17 protein-coding genes are annotated in these 18,955 nt (G+C 40.6%); 16 read left to right on the top strand and 1 reads right to left on the bottom strand.

The window, feature by feature from the left end; translation table 11 throughout:
• Nucleotides 1-69 precede the first annotated feature (69 nt).
• The 11 genes from coaBC (at nt 70) to spoVM (ending at nt 12,317) form a co-directional block, all read left to right on the top strand.
• The gene (coaBC, locus tag NON16_RS14780; RefSeq protein WP_257350147.1) at nt 70-1,284 is read left to right on the top strand and encodes a bifunctional phosphopantothenoylcysteine decarboxylase/phosphopantothenate--cysteine ligase CoaBC; all 1,215 of its coding nucleotides are present in this window, start codon (nt 70-72) and stop codon (nt 1,282-1,284) included.
• Nucleotides 1,281-3,701 (top strand): primosomal protein N', encoded by a 2,421-nt coding sequence (priA, locus tag NON16_RS14775; RefSeq protein ID WP_257350146.1) that lies wholly within the window; start codon nt 1,281-1,283, stop codon nt 3,699-3,701. Before coaBC ends, priA begins: the two co-directional genes overlap by 4 nt.
• A 27-nt stretch (nt 3,702-3,728) precedes the next feature.
• Complete coding sequence (gene fmt / locus NON16_RS14770; RefSeq protein ID WP_257350145.1) at nt 3,729-4,676, top strand: methionyl-tRNA formyltransferase; 948 nt, start codon at nt 3,729-3,731, stop codon at nt 4,674-4,676.
• Nucleotides 4,660-6,030, top strand: a complete 1,371-nt coding sequence (gene rsmB, locus NON16_RS14765; RefSeq protein WP_257350144.1) for a 16S rRNA (cytosine(967)-C(5))-methyltransferase RsmB — start codon at nt 4,660-4,662, stop codon at nt 6,028-6,030. Before fmt ends, rsmB begins: the two co-directional genes overlap by 17 nt.
• Entirely contained in the window at nt 6,024-7,109 is a 1,086-nt protein-coding gene (gene rlmN / locus NON16_RS14760; protein WP_257350143.1) for a dual-specificity RNA methyltransferase RlmN, read from the top strand. Before rsmB ends, rlmN begins: the two co-directional genes overlap by 7 nt.
• A 7-nt stretch (nt 7,110-7,116) precedes the next feature.
• A complete protein-coding gene (locus NON16_RS14755) occupies nt 7,117-7,872 on the top strand; it encodes a Stp1/IreP family PP2C-type Ser/Thr phosphatase (RefSeq protein WP_257350142.1) in 756 nt (251 codons plus the stop codon).
• The gene (gene pknB, locus NON16_RS14750) at nt 7,869-9,869 is read left to right on the top strand and encodes a Stk1 family PASTA domain-containing Ser/Thr kinase (protein ID WP_257350141.1); all 2,001 of its coding nucleotides are present in this window, start codon (nt 7,869-7,871) and stop codon (nt 9,867-9,869) included. Before NON16_RS14755 ends, pknB begins: the two co-directional genes overlap by 4 nt.
• 9 nt (nt 9,870-9,878) lie before the next feature.
• Nucleotides 9,879-10,754 (top strand): ribosome small subunit-dependent GTPase A, encoded by an 876-nt coding sequence (gene rsgA, locus NON16_RS14745; protein ID WP_257350140.1) that lies wholly within the window; start codon nt 9,879-9,881, stop codon nt 10,752-10,754.
• A gap of 2 nt (nt 10,755-10,756) precedes the next feature.
• Entirely contained in the window at nt 10,757-11,404 is a 648-nt protein-coding gene (gene rpe / locus NON16_RS14740) for a ribulose-phosphate 3-epimerase (RefSeq protein WP_257350139.1), read from the top strand.
• Nucleotides 11,405-11,484: 80 nt separating this feature from the next.
• Entirely contained in the window at nt 11,485-12,126 is a 642-nt protein-coding gene (locus NON16_RS14735; protein WP_257350138.1) for a thiamine diphosphokinase, read from the top strand.
• 110 nt (nt 12,127-12,236) lie between these two features.
• A complete protein-coding gene (gene spoVM, locus NON16_RS14730; protein WP_188495498.1) occupies nt 12,237-12,317 on the top strand; it encodes a stage V sporulation protein SpoVM in 81 nt (26 codons plus the stop codon).
• Nucleotides 12,318-12,681: 364 nt separating this feature from the next.
• Here the strand turns inward: spoVM and rpmB are convergent, their stop codons facing one another.
• Nucleotides 12,682-12,870, bottom strand: a complete 189-nt coding sequence (gene rpmB / locus NON16_RS14725) for a 50S ribosomal protein L28 (RefSeq protein ID WP_257350137.1) — start codon at nt 12,868-12,870, stop codon at nt 12,682-12,684.
• A 225-nt stretch (nt 12,871-13,095) separates the two neighbouring features.
• On the opposite strand from rpmB, the gene NON16_RS14720 reads away from it, so the two are divergent.
• The 5 genes from NON16_RS14720 (at nt 13,096) to recG (ending at nt 18,951) form a co-directional block, all read left to right on the top strand.
• Entirely contained in the window at nt 13,096-13,458 is a 363-nt protein-coding gene (locus NON16_RS14720; protein ID WP_257350136.1) for an Asp23/Gls24 family envelope stress response protein, read from the top strand.
• A gap of 16 nt (nt 13,459-13,474) precedes the next feature.
• The gene (locus tag NON16_RS14715) at nt 13,475-15,157 is read left to right on the top strand and encodes a DAK2 domain-containing protein (protein WP_257350135.1); all 1,683 of its coding nucleotides are present in this window, start codon (nt 13,475-13,477) and stop codon (nt 15,155-15,157) included.
• Nucleotides 15,158-15,293: 136 nt separating this feature from the next.
• Nucleotides 15,294-15,956, top strand: coding sequence for an L-serine ammonia-lyase, iron-sulfur-dependent subunit beta (gene sdaAB, locus NON16_RS14710; RefSeq protein WP_257350134.1), 663 nt, complete (start codon nt 15,294-15,296; stop codon nt 15,954-15,956).
• A gap of 65 nt (nt 15,957-16,021) precedes the next feature.
• Nucleotides 16,022-16,909, top strand: coding sequence for an L-serine ammonia-lyase, iron-sulfur-dependent, subunit alpha (gene sdaAA / locus NON16_RS14705; protein ID WP_257350133.1), 888 nt, complete (start codon nt 16,022-16,024; stop codon nt 16,907-16,909).
• Nucleotides 16,909-18,951: an ATP-dependent DNA helicase RecG gene (gene recG, locus NON16_RS14700; protein WP_257350132.1), complete on the top strand. Its 2,043-nt coding sequence runs from the start codon at nt 16,909-16,911 to the stop codon at nt 18,949-18,951. Before sdaAA ends, recG begins: the two co-directional genes overlap by 1 nt.
• The last annotated feature ends 4 nt before the right edge of the window (nt 18,952-18,955 follow it).

Genomic DNA, 18,955 nt, shown 5'->3' with positions numbered 1-18,955 from the left:
CGTTAAGAAAGTACATGTGTAATTACGATAATAATCTTATGTAAACCAATTGAAGAAGGATGGTTCAAGATGGCGAATAAGAAAAATGTATTATTATGTGTGACTGGTGGGATTGCGGTCTTTAAAGCAGCATCGTTAACAAGTCAACTAAGTCAAAGGGGATATAACGTTAAAGTGATGATGACCGAGTCGGCGATGAAGTTCGTTACTCCACTTACGTTCCAGACCCTTTCAAGGAATCCAGTGTACAATGACACATTCGATGAAAAGGATCCATCAGGTGTAGCTCATATTGATCTAGCAGATTGGGCAGACATCGTCTTAATTGCACCTGCAACAGCAAATATGATAGGTAAGATAGCGAATGGCCTTGCCGATGACATGATATCCACTACATTACTAGCAACAACGGCTCCTGTTATGGTTGCACCAGCAATGAACGTACATATGTTTGAACACCCATCTGTGAAAGCAAATATGGAGCGGTTAGCAATCTATGGTTATCGATTCATTGAACCTGGTGAAGGACTTTTGGCTTGTGGTTATGTAGGTAAAGGGAGATTAGCGGAACCTGAAGAAATTATTCGTGCAGTTAATCAATATTTCATTGAAAAATCCAAACAACCACTAACTGGACAACACATTTTGATTACAGCAGGTCCTACCCGGGAAAAGGTAGATCCTGTTCGATTTTTTACGAATCGATCTTCAGGGAAAATGGGGTATGCCCTGGCTGAGGTGGCACAGTCTTTAGGTGCAAGGGTGACGCTCATCAGTGGGCCTACCGCCTTACCCGATCCTTTCGGCGTTGAAGTCGTACGGATTACCAGTGCGAAAGAAATGTTTCATGTGGTCATGAAGCAATATGAAAGTTCAGATGTTGTCATTAAATCTGCTGCAGTAGCTGACTACCAACCGAAAGAGGTTTTCACGCAGAAGCTTAAGAAAAAGGACACTACGCTTTCAATTGAAATGGAACGGACGCAGGACATTTTACAAGAGCTTGGTAAGCAAAAACAACATCAGGTTTTGGTTGGTTTTGCAGCAGAGACGAATGACGTTGAAAAATATGCGAAGGAAAAACTTGAACGGAAAAATCTTGATATCGTAGTTGCCAATAATGTCAGTGAGCAAGGTTCTGGTTTTGACGGAGATACAAACAAAGTAGTGATCTATGGAAAGGATGGACATCGAATAGAAAGTGAATTGGTTTCCAAAAAGGAGATTGCTAAGCTTGTGTTCGCTGAAATAACTCGTTATACAAAAGGTAAAACAGAGAAATGATTGCTGAAGTAATCGTCGATGTTCCAGCAATGGGAACCGACCGTGCATTCGATTATGTTGTGCCTGATCGATTACACGGTCTAATCGTTCTAGGGATTCGGGTTATTGTTCCGTTTGGGCCAAGGAAAATTACAGGGTTTGTTGTAGCCGTGAAAGAAGATACAGAACTGAAACGTGTAAAGCCAATCGTGGATGTTGTCGACCTATCACCTGTCCTTAACGGAGAATTACTGAAACTTGGAAAATGGTTAGCAGAATCGACTCTATGCTTTCTGCATTCGGCCTATCAATCGATGTTACCTGCTGCTATGAAGATGAGCTATACAAAGCATGTACAACTCTTAGACGAGACGAAGAGCTCTCAATTACCCCAGGAGATTATTCACTTGTTTCAGGATACGGGTCAATTAGCGTGGGAAGAACTAATAAAATTGGATCTAAAGGTCGTACGATTTGTACAACAGGCAATGGATGAAGGACTTCTAGTAGCCGATTACCATGTGAAGTCCAAAGGAAAAAAGAAAAAACAAAAAGTTATTGTACGCAATTCATCAAGGGAAGAAATCGTACAATATCGAAATGAAATCAAGGAACGAGCTCCTAAGCAGGCTGTTGTACTCACTTATTTAAGTGATATGAATAAAGACGACATCGCATTAGTTGAACTGATGGAAGCAACAAATGCTTCAAGGGCGACGATCAAAAGTATACTGGAGAAAGGTTGGATCGAACAGGTTGAAAGGGAAGTGTATAGAGACCCATATGAAAATCGGCATTTTGAACGAACGTCAGCCTTAGATCTAACAAGTGAACAAGCTAGTGTTATCGAACCGATCATTGAAACAATTGAGAATAAAGTCCACAATACCTTCCTGATCCATGGTGTAACCGGAAGTGGAAAAACGGAAATTTATTTGCAGACAATCGAAAATGTACTTAACAAAGGGAAAGAAGCGATTATGCTTGTACCTGAGATATCACTAACCCCTCAAATGGTACAACGTTTTAAAGGGAGATTCGGATCAAAAGTAGCTGTGCTGCACAGTGGTCTCTCGAAAGGTGAAAAATATGATGAGTGGCGAAAGATCCATCGAAATGAATCTAAGATAGTCGTCGGTGCGAGGTCAGCAATTTTTGCGCCATTCCAAAATCTTGGAGTCATCATCATTGACGAGGAGCACGAATCAAGTTATAAGCAAGAAGAAAATCCAAGGTATCATGCCAGGGATGTAGCGATCTATAGAGGAGAGTACCATCGATGCCCGGTGATTTTGGGTAGTGCAACGCCCACCTTAGAAACATATGCACGTGCACAAAAAGGAGTGTATCAGTTAACAAGCCTTGAAGAACGTGTTAATCAAAGGTCTCTTCCGAAAACAGAAATCATCGACATGAGGGAAGAAATGCGCACAGGTAATCGGTCATTATTTTCAGAAGCGTTATTTAATGCTTTGAAGGATAGAGTTGAGCGAAGGGAACAAAGCGTCCTTCTTCTGAACCGAAGAGGCTACTCGACATTTATCAACTGCCGTGATTGTGGGTATGTAGCCCAATGCCCGCACTGTGATATTTCTCTTACGTACCATAAGCGAAACAGACAATTAAAGTGTCATTATTGTGGTCATGAGGAAAACCTTCCACCTTCATGTCCTGAATGCTCATCTGAACATATTCGATTCTTTGGTACTGGTACACAGAAGGTCGAAGAAGAATTAAATAAGTTGATGCCAGAAGCCTCCATTATCCGAATGGATGTCGATACGACGAGTAGAAAGGGTATGCATGAAAAGCTCCTTAATACATTCGGTGAACAAAAAGCAGATATATTGCTTGGGACACAAATGATTGCAAAAGGGCTTGATTTTCCTAATGTTACATTAGTAGGGGTATTAGCGGCTGACTCAATGTTGCACTTACCAGACTTTAGAGCGTCTGAAAGAACGTTTCAATTATTGACTCAGGTAGGCGGCAGAGCAGGCAGGCATGAACTTGAGGGTGAAGTTATCATACAAACTTATTCACCCGAACACTATAGTATTGAACTCGCACAAACTCATGAATTCTTACCATTCTATGCTCGGGAAATGAAGATTCGTAAGTTACATCAATATCCGCCTTTTTATTATTTGGCGTTAATTACTGTATCTCATGAAGAATTAATGGAGGTTGTTGATGTTTGCGAGAAGATATCACACCAGCTTAAAGAGATATTAACGGACCAGGCAGTTATTCTTGGACCTGTTGCTTCCCCAATCCCACGTGTGAAAGATAGATATCGATACCAATGCATGATAAAATACAAAAATGAGCCCAACCTAAGACGTGTGCTGCATGAAATACTGGTTCATTACAAGAAGGATAAACAAAAAAACAGTCTTATGATCAATGTTGATATGCATCCGCAAACGATCATGTAGAGCGTGTTTTAAAGATAGGTGATAATAATGAAGGTTGTATTTATGGGAACGCCAGACTTTTCTGTTCCCGTTTTGCAAAAGTTAATACAAGATGGTTATGATATAGTTGCAGTCGTCACTCAACCTGATAAGCCAGTAGGTCGGAAACGAGTGATCACTCCTACACCTGTTAAGGTAGAAGCATTAAGACATAATATCCCTGTTCTGCAGCCCAAACGGGTAAAAACGGATTTTGCGGATATTATTTCCTACCAGCCAGATTTAATCGTGACAGCAGCGTATGGCCAAATATTACCAGGTGAACTGCTGTCCAGTCCAAGATTAGGGTGTATTAATGTACATGCCTCCTTGCTTCCTAAATACCGGGGAGGGGCCCCCATTCATAAATCGATCATCGATGGACAAAGAGAATCAGGTGTGACGATCATGTATATGGTTGAGCAGCTGGATGCTGGAGATATGCTAAGTCAAGTACGGGTGCCGATCACAGAGCAGGATCACGTCGGTACACTACACGATAAGCTAAGTGAAGCAGGCGCAAACCTTTTATCGGAAACGATTCCGAAGCTTGTGTCTAACTCGGTTCAACCTACACGACAGAATGAAGAAGAGGTCACCTATGCCCCGAATATCTCAAGGGACATGGAAGAGATTGATTGGAGCCAGGATGGAGAACAAATTTATAACCAAATTCGTGGTTTGCATCCTTGGCCTGTCGCCTATACAAGCTTAAACGGGAAACAATTGAAGGTTTGGTGGGGAGAAAAGGTTCTTAGAAAAGGTGAGAACAAATCAGGAACAATCATTGATTTTGATGATAAAGGACTTATTATTACAACCGGAAATGAAACAGCGATTCGAATCACTGAGCTTCAACCTGCAGGGAAAAAACGCATGCAGGCTAATCAATATTTAGCCGGGGCACAATTAAATAAAGGGATGAAGCTAGGTGAGCAAAATGAAAAATCTTCGTGAAGTAGCTACAGATATTTTACTGCAAATTGAACGTTCTCAAGCTTATAGCAACCTTTTATTAAATAAGTCGATCCAGAAAAATAACCTTTCCGGGAAAGACACAGGATTGTTAACCGAAATTGTTTATGGAACAATCCAAAGAAAAAACACACTTGATTTTTACTTAATCCCCTTTATTAAAAAGCCCTTGGAAAAACTCGAAAGTTGGGTTCTTGTCCTACTAAGGTTATCTGTATATCAAATGGTTTATTTAGATCGTGTCCCTGATCATGCAATTATTAACGAGGCAGTCGATATTGCCAAAAAAAGAGGGCACAAGGGAATCGTTGGATTTGTTAACGGTGTCCTTCGTAATGTACAAAGGAATGGCGTACCTTCGACGGATTCAATCTCCGAAAAGTCAAAACGGTATGCAATCCTCTACAGTCATCCTGAGTGGATTATAAACCGGTGGACCGAACAATTCGGTGAACATACTACCCGAGAAATATGTGAAGTCAACTTACAGCCACCATCTGTTACAGCAAGGGTGAACCTGATACAAAGCACTGTTGAAAGTGTAATTGATAACCTGAACGATGAAGCTGTTATCACTGAAAGAGCACCACTTTCTCATTCAGGTATCCGAGTGGTGTCTGGACAGCTTCCTAGCACCGAAACGTACCAATCAGGTAAAGTAACCATTCAGGATGAAAGCTCAATGCTCGTTGGATTAGCAATGGATCCTAAACCAGGGGAGCGTATCCTCGATGCTTGTGCCGCACCTGGCGGAAAGACAACTCATCTTTCGGAGCGTATGGAAAACCAAGGAGAAATCATTGCGATCGATCTTCATCCGCATAAAGTGAAGTTGATTGAAGATCAAATGGAACGTTTAAAACTCACGAATATTGAAACTGTAGCAATGGATACTCGAAATGCTGCGCAGTTAATGGAAGCAGCGTCATTTGATCGCATTTTACTAGATGCTCCCTGTACAGGTCTTGGTGTAATCCGCCGAAAGCCGGACATTAAGTGGACAAAAACCCCGGAAGATATTGAACGGATTCAGATTGTACAGGCGGAATTACTTGAATCAATAACACGATTATTAAAACCAGGTGGATTGTTGGTCTATAGTACATGTACAATAGAGGAAAAGGAAAACCGCCATCAAATTGAGCGGTTACTTGGAAACCACCCTGAATTTGAATGGGATACATCCTTTTATGAGCGAATGCCTAAAGAGGTACAACCTTATATAAATGATACAAAAAGTGATCTCCAGTTATTGCCGCATCACTTTAACAGCGATGGCTTTTACATGGCATGCATAAGAAAAACTTCTAGAAAAGGCGGTGAAACGAAATGTTAAAACCATTAACAGAAAAACAAACCAATCCAGATGTACGTGCATCTATCTTTTCCTTACAATATAAGGATTTAGAGGATTGGTTAAAGCAAGAAGGAGAACCGAGTTTCCGTGCTAAGCAAATTTATGAGTGGCTTTATCAGAAAAGAGCTTCGACTTTTTCAGATATGACGAACCTTTCAAAAAGCCTACGACAAAAGCTTGAAGAAACGTATGCGATTACGCCTCTTAAACAAGTCGTTCGCCAAGAATCAAAGGATGGAACAATCAAATTTTTATATGAGCTTGAGGACGGTTATTCGATTGAAACCGTGCTTATGCGCCACGAATATGGAAACAGCGTATGTGTAACAACACAGGTCGGCTGTAGACTTGGATGCACGTTTTGTGCCTCGACCCTTGGTGGTTTAAAAAGGAACCTTAAAGCAGGGGAAATTGTTGCTCAAGTTTTAGAAGTACAAAGAGCACTCGATGAAACGGATGAACGGGTTAGTTCTGTTGTTATTATGGGGATTGGAGAACCATTTGATAATTATGATGATCTGGTCTCTTTCCTAAGAATTATCAACCATGATGAGGGATTAAACATTGGTGCCCGTCACATTACCGTTTCAACAAGTGGTGTTGTGCCAAGAATTTATGACTTCGCAGATGAAGGGATGCAAATTAATTTTGCGATTTCCTTACATGCACCAACTACAGAAATCCGAAGTCGTCTAATGCCTGTAAATCGAATGTATCCACTAGATGATCTGATGGACTCCATCCGTTATTACATTCGTAAAACAGGTCGGCGTGTTTCCTTTGAGTATGGACTATTTGGTGGTGTTAACGATCAGGTTGAGCACGCAGAACAACTTGCCGAGTTAATTAAAGATATTAAATGCCATGTCAACTTAATTCCTGTAAATTATGTACCAGAGAGAGATTACGTCCGAACGCCTAAAAGTCAGATCTTCACGTTTGAACGCACGTTAAAAGACCTTGGTGTCAATGTAACGATTCGACGTGAACAAGGACATGACATCGATGCTGCTTGTGGTCAGCTTCGAGCTAAGGAGCGCAAGGACGAAACGAGGTGAAGAAGGGTTGTTAAGCGCATTCTTTCAAACAGATCAAGGTAAGGTTAGACCTCATAATGAAGATAACGGGGCAGTGATTCAAATCTCTGCCTCTGATGTCTTTGCTTTAGTGGCAGATGGTATGGGAGGAGCCCGTGCCGGAGATGTTGCTAGTCAAATGGCAGTTGATTTCCTAACAAATAAGTTCAATACATACATAGAAGAGCACCCAACCGTATCGGAAGCACTTCAACGGTTAATTCAAGATGCCAACAGTGAAATTTATTCCTATTCAAAAGATAATCCTGATTGTCAGGGAATGGGGACAACCGTTGTTGCTGTAAGAGCAAACGAACAAAAGGTCGTGTTGGCTCACGTTGGAGACAGTCGATGCTATCGAATCAGTAGCGATTTAATTGAACAGATAACCGATGACCACACGCTTGTTAATGAACTAGTTAAGTCTGGACAAATCACGAGTGAAGAAGCAGAATATCATCCTCGGAAGCATGTGATTATGAGGGCTATCGGTACTGAACTCACGGTTGATATTGATTTACTTACGCTTGACTGGAACATTGGGGATTATCTGCTTATTTGCTCAGATGGCCTCTCCAATAAAGTTAGCCCGAATTCCATGCTAAATGTCATCCGCGGCAGTAAATCATTAAAAGAAAAGAGTGATGAACTCATAACATTAGCAAATGAAGCAGGTGGAGAGGATAACATTACGACCGTTATTCTTCACAATAAACGGGCTAATGAAGAAGGTGGTTCATCATGATCGGCAGGCGTATTAGTGATCGATACAAAATATTAGAAATTATCGGTGACGGTGGAATGGCTGTGGTTTATAAAGCCGAAGATCTGATTCTCGATCGTATAGTAGCAGTGAAAGTACTACGATCTGAATATTCGACAGATGAAGACTTTATTCGCAGGTTTCATAGGGAAGCAGAATCAGCTACGAGTCTTAACCACCCAAATGTCGTTAGTATAGTCGATGTTGGTGAAGATGACCGAACCTATTTTATCGTTATGGAGTATGTGGAAGGAAAGACTCTTAAACAAATAATCAGAAATCAAGGTCCGTTATCACCGGAGCGTTCCGTAGAGATTATGAAACAATTATCATCTGCTATTGAACACGCACATGAACATCACATCGTTCACAGGGATATAAAGCCACATAACATCTTGATTGATCCAAAAGGTAATGTAAAAGTGACGGATTTCGGTATAGCACTTGCAGCTACAGCAGCTACGATTACTCATACCAACTCAGTTCTTGGAAGTGTACACTACTTTTCCCCAGAACAAGCCCGTGGAGGTATTGCGAACAGCAAATCCGATATTTATTCGATGGGGGTTGTGCTTTATGAAATGGTTACAGGAAGACTGCCCTTTTCAGGAGAGTCAGCAGTATCCGTGGCTCTAAAGCATTTACAAGACTCTTTTCCTGATCCTAAACTTCTAAACTCTGATATTCCACAGAGTCTTGAAAATATAATTTTGAAAGCGATGGCAAAAGATCCGAACAAACGTTATAACGATGTAAACGAACTAGAGTCGGATTTACAGACTGTTTTTGATCCTGAAAGAATAAATGAAGATAAGCGAACAGTTGAGGAAGATGAAGAAGCTACAAAAGTTCTTACGCCAATCGGCAGTCCGAATGAACAAATAAAACCTGTAGCAGCTAATGAGAAGAAAGAAAAGAAAAAAAAGCCTGAAAAGAAAAAGAAGAAAAAAAACTGGATTGCCATCTTACTTACTATTTTCTTAATACTAGGACTTGCAGGAATTGCTTCAGTTACAATCGTACCTAAAATTTTTCAAGCGAGTGATGTAAACGTACCAGACGTAACCAACATGCCATATACCAAAGCTTATGAAGAATTAACTGATGTTGGACTTGAGGTTAAGAAGGAAGAACAACCGAGTGCTGAAGTGGATGAAGAGAATGTCATTCGTCAGAATCCTAGGGCTGGAAATGTTGTGAAAGAAAACAGTTCAGTCACCTTATATGTGAGTTCAGGACCTGAAAAATTCGAAGTAGAAAACTATGTTGGTAAAGAAAAGGATGATATAGAGCGAAGCAATGTTGATGAGCTTTTCAAAAAGGTTGACTATACTGAAAAGGCAAGTGAAGATGAAGCTGCGGGTACGATTTTGCAACAGTATCCAGAACCAGGAGAAGAAATCGTCCCTGGAGAAGAAGTTCTCATATTGTACGTGAGCAGTGGACCTCCATCCTTTGAGCTTGCCGATCTTAGTGGTATGTCCTTAGATGAGGCAAAAGCGTATGCTGAGCAAAATGGACTAACCATTAAAGAAGCTGAAGAGGGTGTATATTCCGAAGAAGTTGAAGCTGGGGGGGTAATAAAGTCAGAACCAGCTACTGGGGCTGCTGTTCATGCAGGAGATGAAATAACTGTTACCCTGTCAAAAGGAGTGCCCGAACCGATAACGATCAAAGATATGGTTGAGGTTGCGGTCGAAGACGATGGAAATCATGACGATACAAAGCCGGATAACAAAGATAAAAAGAAAGATAAGAAGAACGAAAAGAAACCGAAAAAGGTACGAATAGTCACGAGTGATGTGAATGGCGAAAAAACGATTGTCGAAGAAGAAATCTCTGAAACGAAAATGTATGAGATCCCATTAACTGTCCCATACAATGGAAAGGCGAGTTACGTAGTTTACGTCGATGAACAAGAATTTAATTCACGGACTTTTACGTACGATGAAGCGAAAAATTATCAGAATGGAGAGTAGGACAACTACATGCCAAAGGGAATGATAATTAAAGCGTTGAGTGGCTATTATTATGTGATGAATGACAACGGGATATTTCAATGTAGAGGCCGGGGGAATTTTAGAAAACGTAAACTGACTCCTCTTGTCGGTGATGAAGTAGAGTTTCAAGCGGAGAACAAAACCGATGGCTATGTTTTGTCGATTCTTGAACGCAAAAACGAATTGATACGTCCGCCAATTGCAAACATCGATCAGGCCCTATTGATTTTTTCTGCACGTCGACCAACGTTCAGTACGCACCTTTTGGACCGGTTCCTAGTCCACATCGAAGCGAATGATATTTTACCAATCATCTGTTTAAGTAAATCAGATTTGACTGATTCAGATGATGAGATTAAGGAAGCCCTTGAGGCTTACCGCCAAGTTGGCTATTGTGTGCTTGAAACGTCTTCAATAAATGAAACTGGACTTGAGGCAGTTCTTGAGATATTCGAAAACAAAGTAACCGTGATTGCAGGACAATCTGGGGTCGGAAAATCAACCCTACTCAATACACTGAATCCTGAGTTGAAGTTAGAAACCAATGAGATTTCTGACCATCTTGGGCGTGGTAAGCATACGACAAGACACGTTGAGTTGATCCCATTCGGTGAAGGATTCGTCGCTGATACACCTGGATTTAGTTCACTTGATTTTATTGATATCGAATGGATAGATTTATCTCTGTATTTTCCAGAGATAAGAGAACGAAGGCCTTCTTGTAAGTTCAGGGGTTGCACACATACATCTGAGCCGAAATGTGCTGTGAAAGCGGCACTTGAAAATGATGAGATTGCCCAATTTCGGTACGATCATTATCTGCATTTTTTACAAGAGATTAAAGACCAAAAACGGAGGTACTGACCATGACTAAAATAGCACCATCGATTCTCTCCGCTGACTTTTCAAAACTTGGAGAAGAAATTAAGAATGTTGAGCTTGGAGGCGCTGATTACATACATGTCGATGTAATGGATGGCCACTTTGTTCCAAATATCACAATTGGACCGCTGATTGTAGATGCGATTCGACCTGTAACCGTCTTACCACTGGATGTCCATCTTATGATTGAGAATCCCGATCAATACATTCCTGCGTTTGCAAAAGCTGGAGCAGATATCCTCTCTGTTCATGTAGAAACATGTCCACACCTCCATCGTACGATTCACCTTATTAAAGAGAACGGTGTAAAAGCTGGTGTCGTATTGAACCCACACACACCGGTACAAGTCATTGAGCAAATCCTTGATGACGTCGACCTCGTGTTACTGATGACAGTAAATCCAGGCTTTGGTGGACAATCGTTTATTGAGCCTGTGTTGTCTAAAATTAAGGCGGTATCAAACATGTGCAAGGAGAGAGGATTAGATATCGATATTGAGGTTGATGGTGGTGTGAATCCTGAAACAGCAAAACGTTGTGTTGAGAATGGTGCGAATGTACTCGTAGCCGGATCTGCTATCTTCAATAAAGAAGATCGTGTTGGTGCAATTAAGGCGATTCGAGGCGAATAAGTGTAAGTTTTTAGCAGCAACTAAATTTAAGGACTAACATTTCACTGGGGGAATCTACCTTAGATTGAGAGTGGAGAATAATGAATAAGATTCATATTGTTGCAGGAGGTCCAGAACAGTTACTACCAGAGCTTTATCGAAGTGACAATGATGTGTATATTGGTGTTGATGAAGGTACGAAATTCCTCTATAACAGAAACATTACTCCGAATGCAGCATTCGGGGACTTTGATTCGATTTCTGAAGTAGAACTTTCGACTATTATTAACAATCAAAAGGTTCAGACATTCACATTTGATCGTGAAAAGGATATGACTGATCTTGAGTTGGCGGTTCGGTGGGCGATTAAGCAACGACCAGAACTGATTATTTTATACGGGGTGACGGGTGGTCGTTTGGACCATGAATTGATTAATATTCAGATGTTAACGTTAGGTCTGGATCACGGTATTGAAATGAAAATCATTGACATTCAAAATGAGATCATCCTTTTAAATCCTGGAACGTATACGGTTAAGCCGGATGATGAATTGTTCTATATTTCATTTCTTCCCTTTTCAGATTTAGTAAAAGGAATAACGCTAACGGGATTCCGCTATCCTCTATTAGATACAGATCTTCGCTTCGGTTCGACCTTGTGTATATCGAATGAGCTTGTAACAAAAAAAGGTACTTATTCATTTGATGATGGCATATTAATGATGGTAAGAAGCAAAGACTGAGGAAATTTTATTTCTCCGGGTACTATTTTCAAGTAGACGAATATACTTAAATAGAATGTTATTTTTCGAAGCGATTCCCTGCGGAAACTAACGTTGGAGGAGGCGGAATTATGAAATTTTATACCATTAAACTGCCCAAGTTTTTAGGTGGTTGTGTGAGGGCGATACTAGGATCCTTCAAAAAGGGGTAACAAAAAAGCACCAGTCGGGTGCTTTTTTGTTTATTGTGAATTGATTGGATAATAATGGTTGTTGATGTTATACTGCCTATATAATGAAGTTATCGATTGGAGGTTGATACGGATGAATGAAAAATTGGTCAATAATGCATAAGACTTTATTTTTCCCGGGGTTCAGTATGGTGACAGTATTGATTTATCTAGGTATGAGTATTTAGTAAGTTCCAATAAAGAAAACTTGGCAAAGCTAAGCCTTTGGCGCCGGCTGAGCCTTAGTTGCGCTTATGCTATAGAAAGTATTTTTATACTTTCTTAACGTGTGAAAAAAGACCGGAACATCATATGATGAACCGATCCTTTTGCCATTGTAATTCTATTAAACGCGCTCTACTTTGCCGGACTTTAATGCACGTGCAGATACGTATACGCGTTTTGGTTTACCGTCTACAAGAATGCGAACCTTTTGAACGTTCGCTCCCCACTTACGTTTTGAAGAATTCAATGCGTGAGAACGCTTGTTTCCAAAGCTTGTTTTCTTTCCAGTTACAACACATTTTCTAGCCATGAGTGTACCTCCTTTATTGCAACGATCAGAACGATTGCAAGTATAACGTTTTGTCATAAACACTACATTATAGTAGCATGAGAAATAAGAGAATGCAACAAATTATATCAAGTTTATATACTTGACATGGAAACGTAGTGCTATGTTATATTTTCTTTCAAAATGCACAATATTATAGTAAAATGACACTAGCCATAGGTGATTTAATCCAAAGGGGGATTCTGCATGTCTATTGAAATGAAAACCAAGTACGGGGAAATTGATATCTCTAATGACGTCATTGCAACCATAGCAGGTGGGGCTGCGATCGATTGTTATGGTATCATCGGTATGGCATCGCAAAAACAAATAAAAGATGGGATTACTGAACTCTTAGGAAAAGATAATTTCAGCAGAGGCATTGTCGTACGTCAAGAGGAGGATGAAGTTCACATAGATATGTACATTATCGTTAGCTATGGAACGAAAATTTCTGAAGTCGCTCACAATGTCCAAACAAAAGTGAAGTATACGCTCGATCAAATGCTCGGACTATCAGTGGATTCCGTAAATATATTTGTTCAAGGCGTGAGGGTGACGAACCCGTAACGAGGAGGAAAGATTCGTGACTGTAAAGAAGTTAGGTGGGAAAAAGCTTTCACAGATGTTTATATTAGGTGCAAACCACCTGAACAACAATGTACAGATGGTTGATGCACTTAATGTTTTTCCAGTACCGGACGGTGATACCGGAACGAACATGAATTTGACAATCACTTCTGGTATAAAAGAAGTCGAAACACTGTCATCGGATGATGCAAGTAAAATTGCATCTTTATTTTCTAAAGGCTTGTTAATGGGGGCACGTGGTAATTCTGGTGTAATCCTATCGCAATTGTTCAGAGGCTTCTCAAAAGCAATTGAGGGCAAAGCCTTGATTGATGCTGGGCAATTTGCAGCAGCGTTAGAACGTGGTGTTGAGACTGCTTATAAAGCTGTTATGAAGCCTGTAGAAGGTACAATCCTTACAGTTGCGAAAGATTCAGCAAAAGCAGCAACTAAAGCAGCCCGGAAATCTAATGACATTGTCGTAGTAATGCAAAAAACGTTGGCGGAAGCAAAAGCATCCCTTGATCGAACACCAGAATTATTACCTGTATTGAAAGAGGTAGGTGTTGTCGATTCCGGGGGTCAAGGACTTTTGACGATCTATGAGGGATTTTTATCCGTGCTCGAAGGTAAGAAATTACCTGTTACAAGCGAAATAGGACCTTCAATGGGTGAACTTGTTAACGCTGAGCATCACAAAAGTGCACAGCATCATATGAGAACAGAGGATATTACATACGGCTACTGTACTGAATTTATGGTTAAGTTCAATGAAACCAAAATAAAGAAACACCCCTTTTCTGAAGAAAGCTTTAGGAAAGAATTAAACAATCATGGTGACTCACTACTGGTTGTTTCCGATGAGGAATTAATCAAAGTGCATATGCATACAGAACAACCAGGGGATATGTTGACGTTTGCCCAAACTTATGGTGATCTCATCAACATAAAGATTGAAAATATGCGAGAACAGCATACAGCATTACTCGAAAAAGAAAAATCTGTACAGGCGCCTACAAAAGCTGAAACACCTAAAGCTAAACAACCATTTGGTATTATTACGGTATCGATGGGAACAGGTATAGAGGCATTGTTTAAAAGTCTCGGAGCATCTGTAGTAATTTCAGGCGGTCAAACGATGAACCCCAGTACAGAAGACATCGTAAAAGCAATTGAAGAAGCACATGCAGAAAAATTAATCATTTTGCCAAACAACAGTAACATTGTCATGGCAGCAGAACAAGCTGCATCCGTAGTTGATCAAGAGGTGGCTGTAGTCAAGACGAAAACAGTACCTCAAGGAGTGTCAGCTTTACTGGCATTTAATCCATCTGTTTCATTGGAAGAAAACAAACAATCCATGGCAGAGGCTGTAAAATATGTCAAGTCTGGCCAGGTTACGTTCGCGGTAAGAGATACAAGCATTGATGGTGTAGAAATCAAAAAAGATGAATTTATGGGTATCTTTGATAGTAAAATTGTGACATCTAAGCCATCGCAAATGGAAGCCGTCGAAACATTGTTAACTGAAATGATTTCAGAGGATGATGAAATTGTTACACTTATCTACGGAGAAGATGCCAGTGAGGAAGAGACATCCAAACTCGTTAAATGGATTGAAAAGCAGTTTTTAGATATCGAAGTTGAAATGCATGCTGGAAATCAGCCGCTCTATTCTTACATCGTATCTGTAGAATAAAATAATTATTAATATTCCTATTCTGGCAAGCTTTACACTTCAGGATAGGAATATTTTATATAAGGAAATATTTATGAATTCATATAGGTAGTTGGACACTTGTAAAGACTTATTTCAAACATTGGGGGAGTCGGAAATGAAGTATAAGAGTGTTTTCGATATTATCGGGCCCATTATGATTGGACCTTCCAGTTCTCATACAGCGGGAGCCGCTCGAATTGGAAGGATTGCTCGTTCCCTATTTGGCCGAAAACCCAAATGGGCTGTTATATCGTTTTATGGTTCCTTCGCAAAAACATACCGAGGGCATGGGACCGATGTGGCGATTGTCGGGGGGATATTGGACTTTGACACATTCGATTCAAGGATTAGGGAATCCATAAAAATTGCAAAGCAAGAAGGAATTAAAATTCGTATGGTTGAGGAAGATGCCCTAACTGATCATCCGAACACAGCTAAAATACAGCTTGGAGATGATCAAGGTGAACTGGAGGTTGTAGGGATCTCAATTGGTGGGGGGAAAGTTGAAGTTATCGAGTTAAATGGATTTGTACTTCGCCTTTCAGGGAATCAGCCAGCTTTATTAGTCGTCCATAATGATCGCTACGGAGCAATCGCAAGTGTGGCCAACCTCTTAGCAAAGCATGAGATTAATGTAGGGCATATGGAGGTTGGAAGAAAGGAAAAAGGTAGTGAGGCTTTGATGACAATTGAAGTGGACCAAAACTTAGAGGACCCAGTCATTAAAGAAATTGAACAATTACCGTATATTATTAAAGCGACACGCATCCATGATTGAAAAGCGGAAGCGCCCTGCTAGGCAATAAATTTATATTTACCTTTCAAAAAAGGACGGTGTGTTAGATGTTTCGGAACGTTAGTGAGTTAGTAGAACTAGCAATCTCCAAGAACATTCCAATTTCCGAAGTGATGATAACGCAAGAAATGGAAGTGAAAGGCTGGACGAAAGAAGCGATTATTGAACAAATGGCCAAAAGCTTGGATGTTATGGAACAAGCAGTTGAGCGAGGGTTGAAGGAAGGAATCAAGTCTCACTCTGGTTTAACAGGTGGCGATGCAGTCCTTCTACAAAAGTATATTGCAAGTGGGAAAAGTTTGGCCGGAGAAACAGTACTTGATGCGGTAAGTAAAGCTGTCGCCACAAATGAAGTGAATGCTGCAATGGGAACAATTTGTGCTACGCCTACAGCTGGGTCAGCCGGGGTCGTTCCTGGGACTCTTTTTGCGTTACGGGAGAAATTAAAACCAACAAGGGATGAGATGGTCCGTTTCCTTTTTACCTCAGGAGCGTTTGGTTTTGTCGTGGCGAACAATGCCTCGATTTCAGGGGCTGCGGGTGGTTGTCAAGCTGAAGTAGGTTCAGCAAGTGGAATGGCTTCAGCTGCTATAGTTGAATTAGCAGGAGGAAATCCCGAACAGAGTGCTCATGCGATGGCAATTGCTTTGAAAAATATGCTTGGCTTAGTCTGTGATCCTGTTGCAGGTCTTGTAGAGGTACCATGTGTTAAGAGAAATGCTATTGGTGCGAGTATTGCAATAACGGCAGCAGACATGGCACTTGCAGGCATTGAAAGTAGAATCCCATGTGATGAAGTAATCGATGCTATGTATAAAATAGGAGAATCAATGCCTACAGCTTTAAAGGAAACTGCACAAGGAGGTTTGGCGGCTACTCCAACCGGACGTGAGCTCGAAGCAAAAATTTACGGAATACCGCTTAGGAAAAAGTGATGGAACAACTAACACAACCAGTTACAGAAGTAAAAGGGATCGGAGAGGCAAGAGCAGAAGAACTCACAGACCTTGGAATTCATTCTATTAGAGACCTTCTGCTTTACTTTCCATACCGTTATGAAGATTTTCAAGTTAAGGATTTAACGGAGCTTAAACATGATGAGCGAGCGACCTTAGAAGGGAAGGTTCATAGTGAGCCTTCTTTACGTTATTTTGGTCGTAAAAAATCCAGACTGTCCATAAAGGTATTAATTGGTCGTTACTTAATTACTGCTGTATTTTTCAATCGAGCTTTTCTTAAAAAACAATTTTCTATTGGACAGCCTATAACGATAACAGGAAAATGGGATCAGCACCGAATGACCATCAATGCCCAACATGTCACGTTCGGACATCCAGAGAAATCCGAAACAATTGAGCCGATTTATTCAGTTAAGGGAGAATGGTCAGTTAAACGGATCAGGAAAGTTATCCAACAGGCGCTAATTCAATACTCCAATGTTATTGAAGAGATCTTACCAATCGATTTAAAAGCACAATATAAGCTCATTGATCGGAAGGATGCCGTACGTTGGATTCACCTGCCAAAAAGCCATCAACACTTGAAGCAGGCGAGAAGGTACTTCGTGTATGAAGAACTACTGCTTTTCCAATTGAAAATGCAATGGTGGCGTAAGCTAGAGAAAGAAAGGACAGCTGGTGAAAAGAGACCTTTTAACAAAAACGAGGTTCACGCCTTTATTAAGTCATTACCATTTCCACTCACTGGTGCTCAGCAAAGGGTTACAGATGAGTTTCTTATCGATTTAAGCTCTACATATCGTATGAACAGGTTGTTACAAGGAGATGTTGGATCAGGGAAAACTGTAGTTGCAGCTATAGGTATGTATGTAGCTGCTACAGCAGGAATGCAATCGGCTCTAATGGTTCCTACTGAAATTCTCGCTGAACAGCATTATGAATCTCTCACACAGCTGTTTCTACACGAAGATGTATCGATTGCCTTATTAACGAGCTCAGTTAAGGGGAAGAAACGAAAAGAACTCCTTCAGCATGTCGAGACTGGCGATATTGATATCCTTGTAGGCACACATGCTCTAATACAAGATGATGTTAATTTTAACGAGCTTGCCTTAGTAATAACGGACGAGCAGCACAGGTTTGGGGTAAACCAACGTAAAGTTCTTCGGAAAAAGGGGATTAATCCTGATGTGTTGTTTATGACTGCAACGCCAATTCCAAGAACATTGGCAATTTCAGCATTTGGAGATATGGATGTGTCGACAATTGATGAAATGCCTGCTGGCCGTAAACCTATTGAAACGTATTGGGCTAAACATAGCATGCTTGATCGTGTATTGACATTTATTGAAAAAGAATTAAGTAGAGGTGGACAAGCATACGTTATTTGTCCACTTATTGAAGAGTCGGACAAATTAGATGTACAAAATGCAATTGATGTCCATGTACAGTTACAAAATTTTTTCAATGGATATAACGTCGGGCTTATGCATGGCCGATTGCCATCTGACGAAAAAGAACAGATCATGACTATGTTTAGTGAAAACAATGTACAAATCCTTGTATCGACAACAGTTGTTGAAGTAGGTGTCAACGTCCCAAACGCTACTGTAATGGTTGTATATGATGCAGAACGTTTTGGTCTTTCTCAGCTCCATCAATTAAGAGGTAGGGTAGGAAGAGGAGATGATCAATCGTATTGCATTTTAATTGCAGATCCCAAATCGGACGTAGGAAAAGAACGGATGCAAATAATGACAGAAACCAACGATGGTTTTGAGCTGTCACAACGTGATCTCGAACTACGCGGTCCAGGCGATTTTTTTGGTAAAAAACAGAGTGGTTTGCCTGAATTTAAAGTAGCTGATCTTGTTCATGATTATCGCGCCCTTGAAGTTGCCCGTAGCGATGCAGCGGCTCTTATTTATTCAAAGGAATTTTGGGAGTCTCAGAAATATAAATTATTGCGTGGTTGGCTATTTGAACAGGTTGATGAATGGGATGATAAGCTTGATTAAAAGA

Source organism: Pseudalkalibacillus decolorationis, from assembly GCF_024609785.1.
Classification (GTDB): domain Bacteria; phylum Bacillota; class Bacilli; order Bacillales; family Fictibacillaceae; genus Pseudalkalibacillus; species Pseudalkalibacillus decolorationis.
Note: the sequence above shows the minus strand (reverse complement) of the source record. Positions and strands in the feature narration are given on the sequence as shown.

Coding starts and splice junctions, on each gene's coding strand:
- coaBC (WP_257350147.1), top strand. CDS start 70: ATGGCGAATAAGAAAAATGTATTATTATGTGTGACTGGTGGGATTGCG.
- priA (WP_257350146.1), top strand. CDS start 1,281: ATGATTGCTGAAGTAATCGTCGATGTTCCAGCAATGGGAACCGACCGT.
- fmt (WP_257350145.1), top strand. CDS start 3,729: ATGAAGGTTGTATTTATGGGAACGCCAGACTTTTCTGTTCCCGTTTTG.
- rsmB (WP_257350144.1), top strand. CDS start 4,660: ATGAAAAATCTTCGTGAAGTAGCTACAGATATTTTACTGCAAATTGAA.
- rlmN (WP_257350143.1), top strand. CDS start 6,024: ATGTTAAAACCATTAACAGAAAAACAAACCAATCCAGATGTACGTGCA.
- pknB (WP_257350141.1), top strand. CDS start 7,869: ATGATCGGCAGGCGTATTAGTGATCGATACAAAATATTAGAAATTATC.
- rsgA (WP_257350140.1), top strand. CDS start 9,879: ATGCCAAAGGGAATGATAATTAAAGCGTTGAGTGGCTATTATTATGTG.
- rpe (WP_257350139.1), top strand. CDS start 10,757: ATGACTAAAATAGCACCATCGATTCTCTCCGCTGACTTTTCAAAACTT.
- NON16_RS14735 (WP_257350138.1), top strand. CDS start 11,485: ATGAATAAGATTCATATTGTTGCAGGAGGTCCAGAACAGTTACTACCA.
- spoVM (WP_188495498.1), top strand. CDS start 12,237: ATGAAATTTTATACCATTAAACTGCCCAAGTTTTTAGGTGGTTGTGTG.
- rpmB (WP_257350137.1), bottom strand. CDS start 12,870: ATGGCTAGAAAATGTGTTGTAACTGGAAAGAAAACAAGCTTTGGAAAC.
- NON16_RS14720 (WP_257350136.1), top strand. CDS start 13,096: ATGTCTATTGAAATGAAAACCAAGTACGGGGAAATTGATATCTCTAAT.
- sdaAB (WP_257350134.1), top strand. CDS start 15,294: ATGAAGTATAAGAGTGTTTTCGATATTATCGGGCCCATTATGATTGGA.
- sdaAA (WP_257350133.1), top strand. CDS start 16,022: ATGTTTCGGAACGTTAGTGAGTTAGTAGAACTAGCAATCTCCAAGAAC.
- recG (WP_257350132.1), top strand. CDS start 16,909: ATGGAACAACTAACACAACCAGTTACAGAAGTAAAAGGGATCGGAGAG.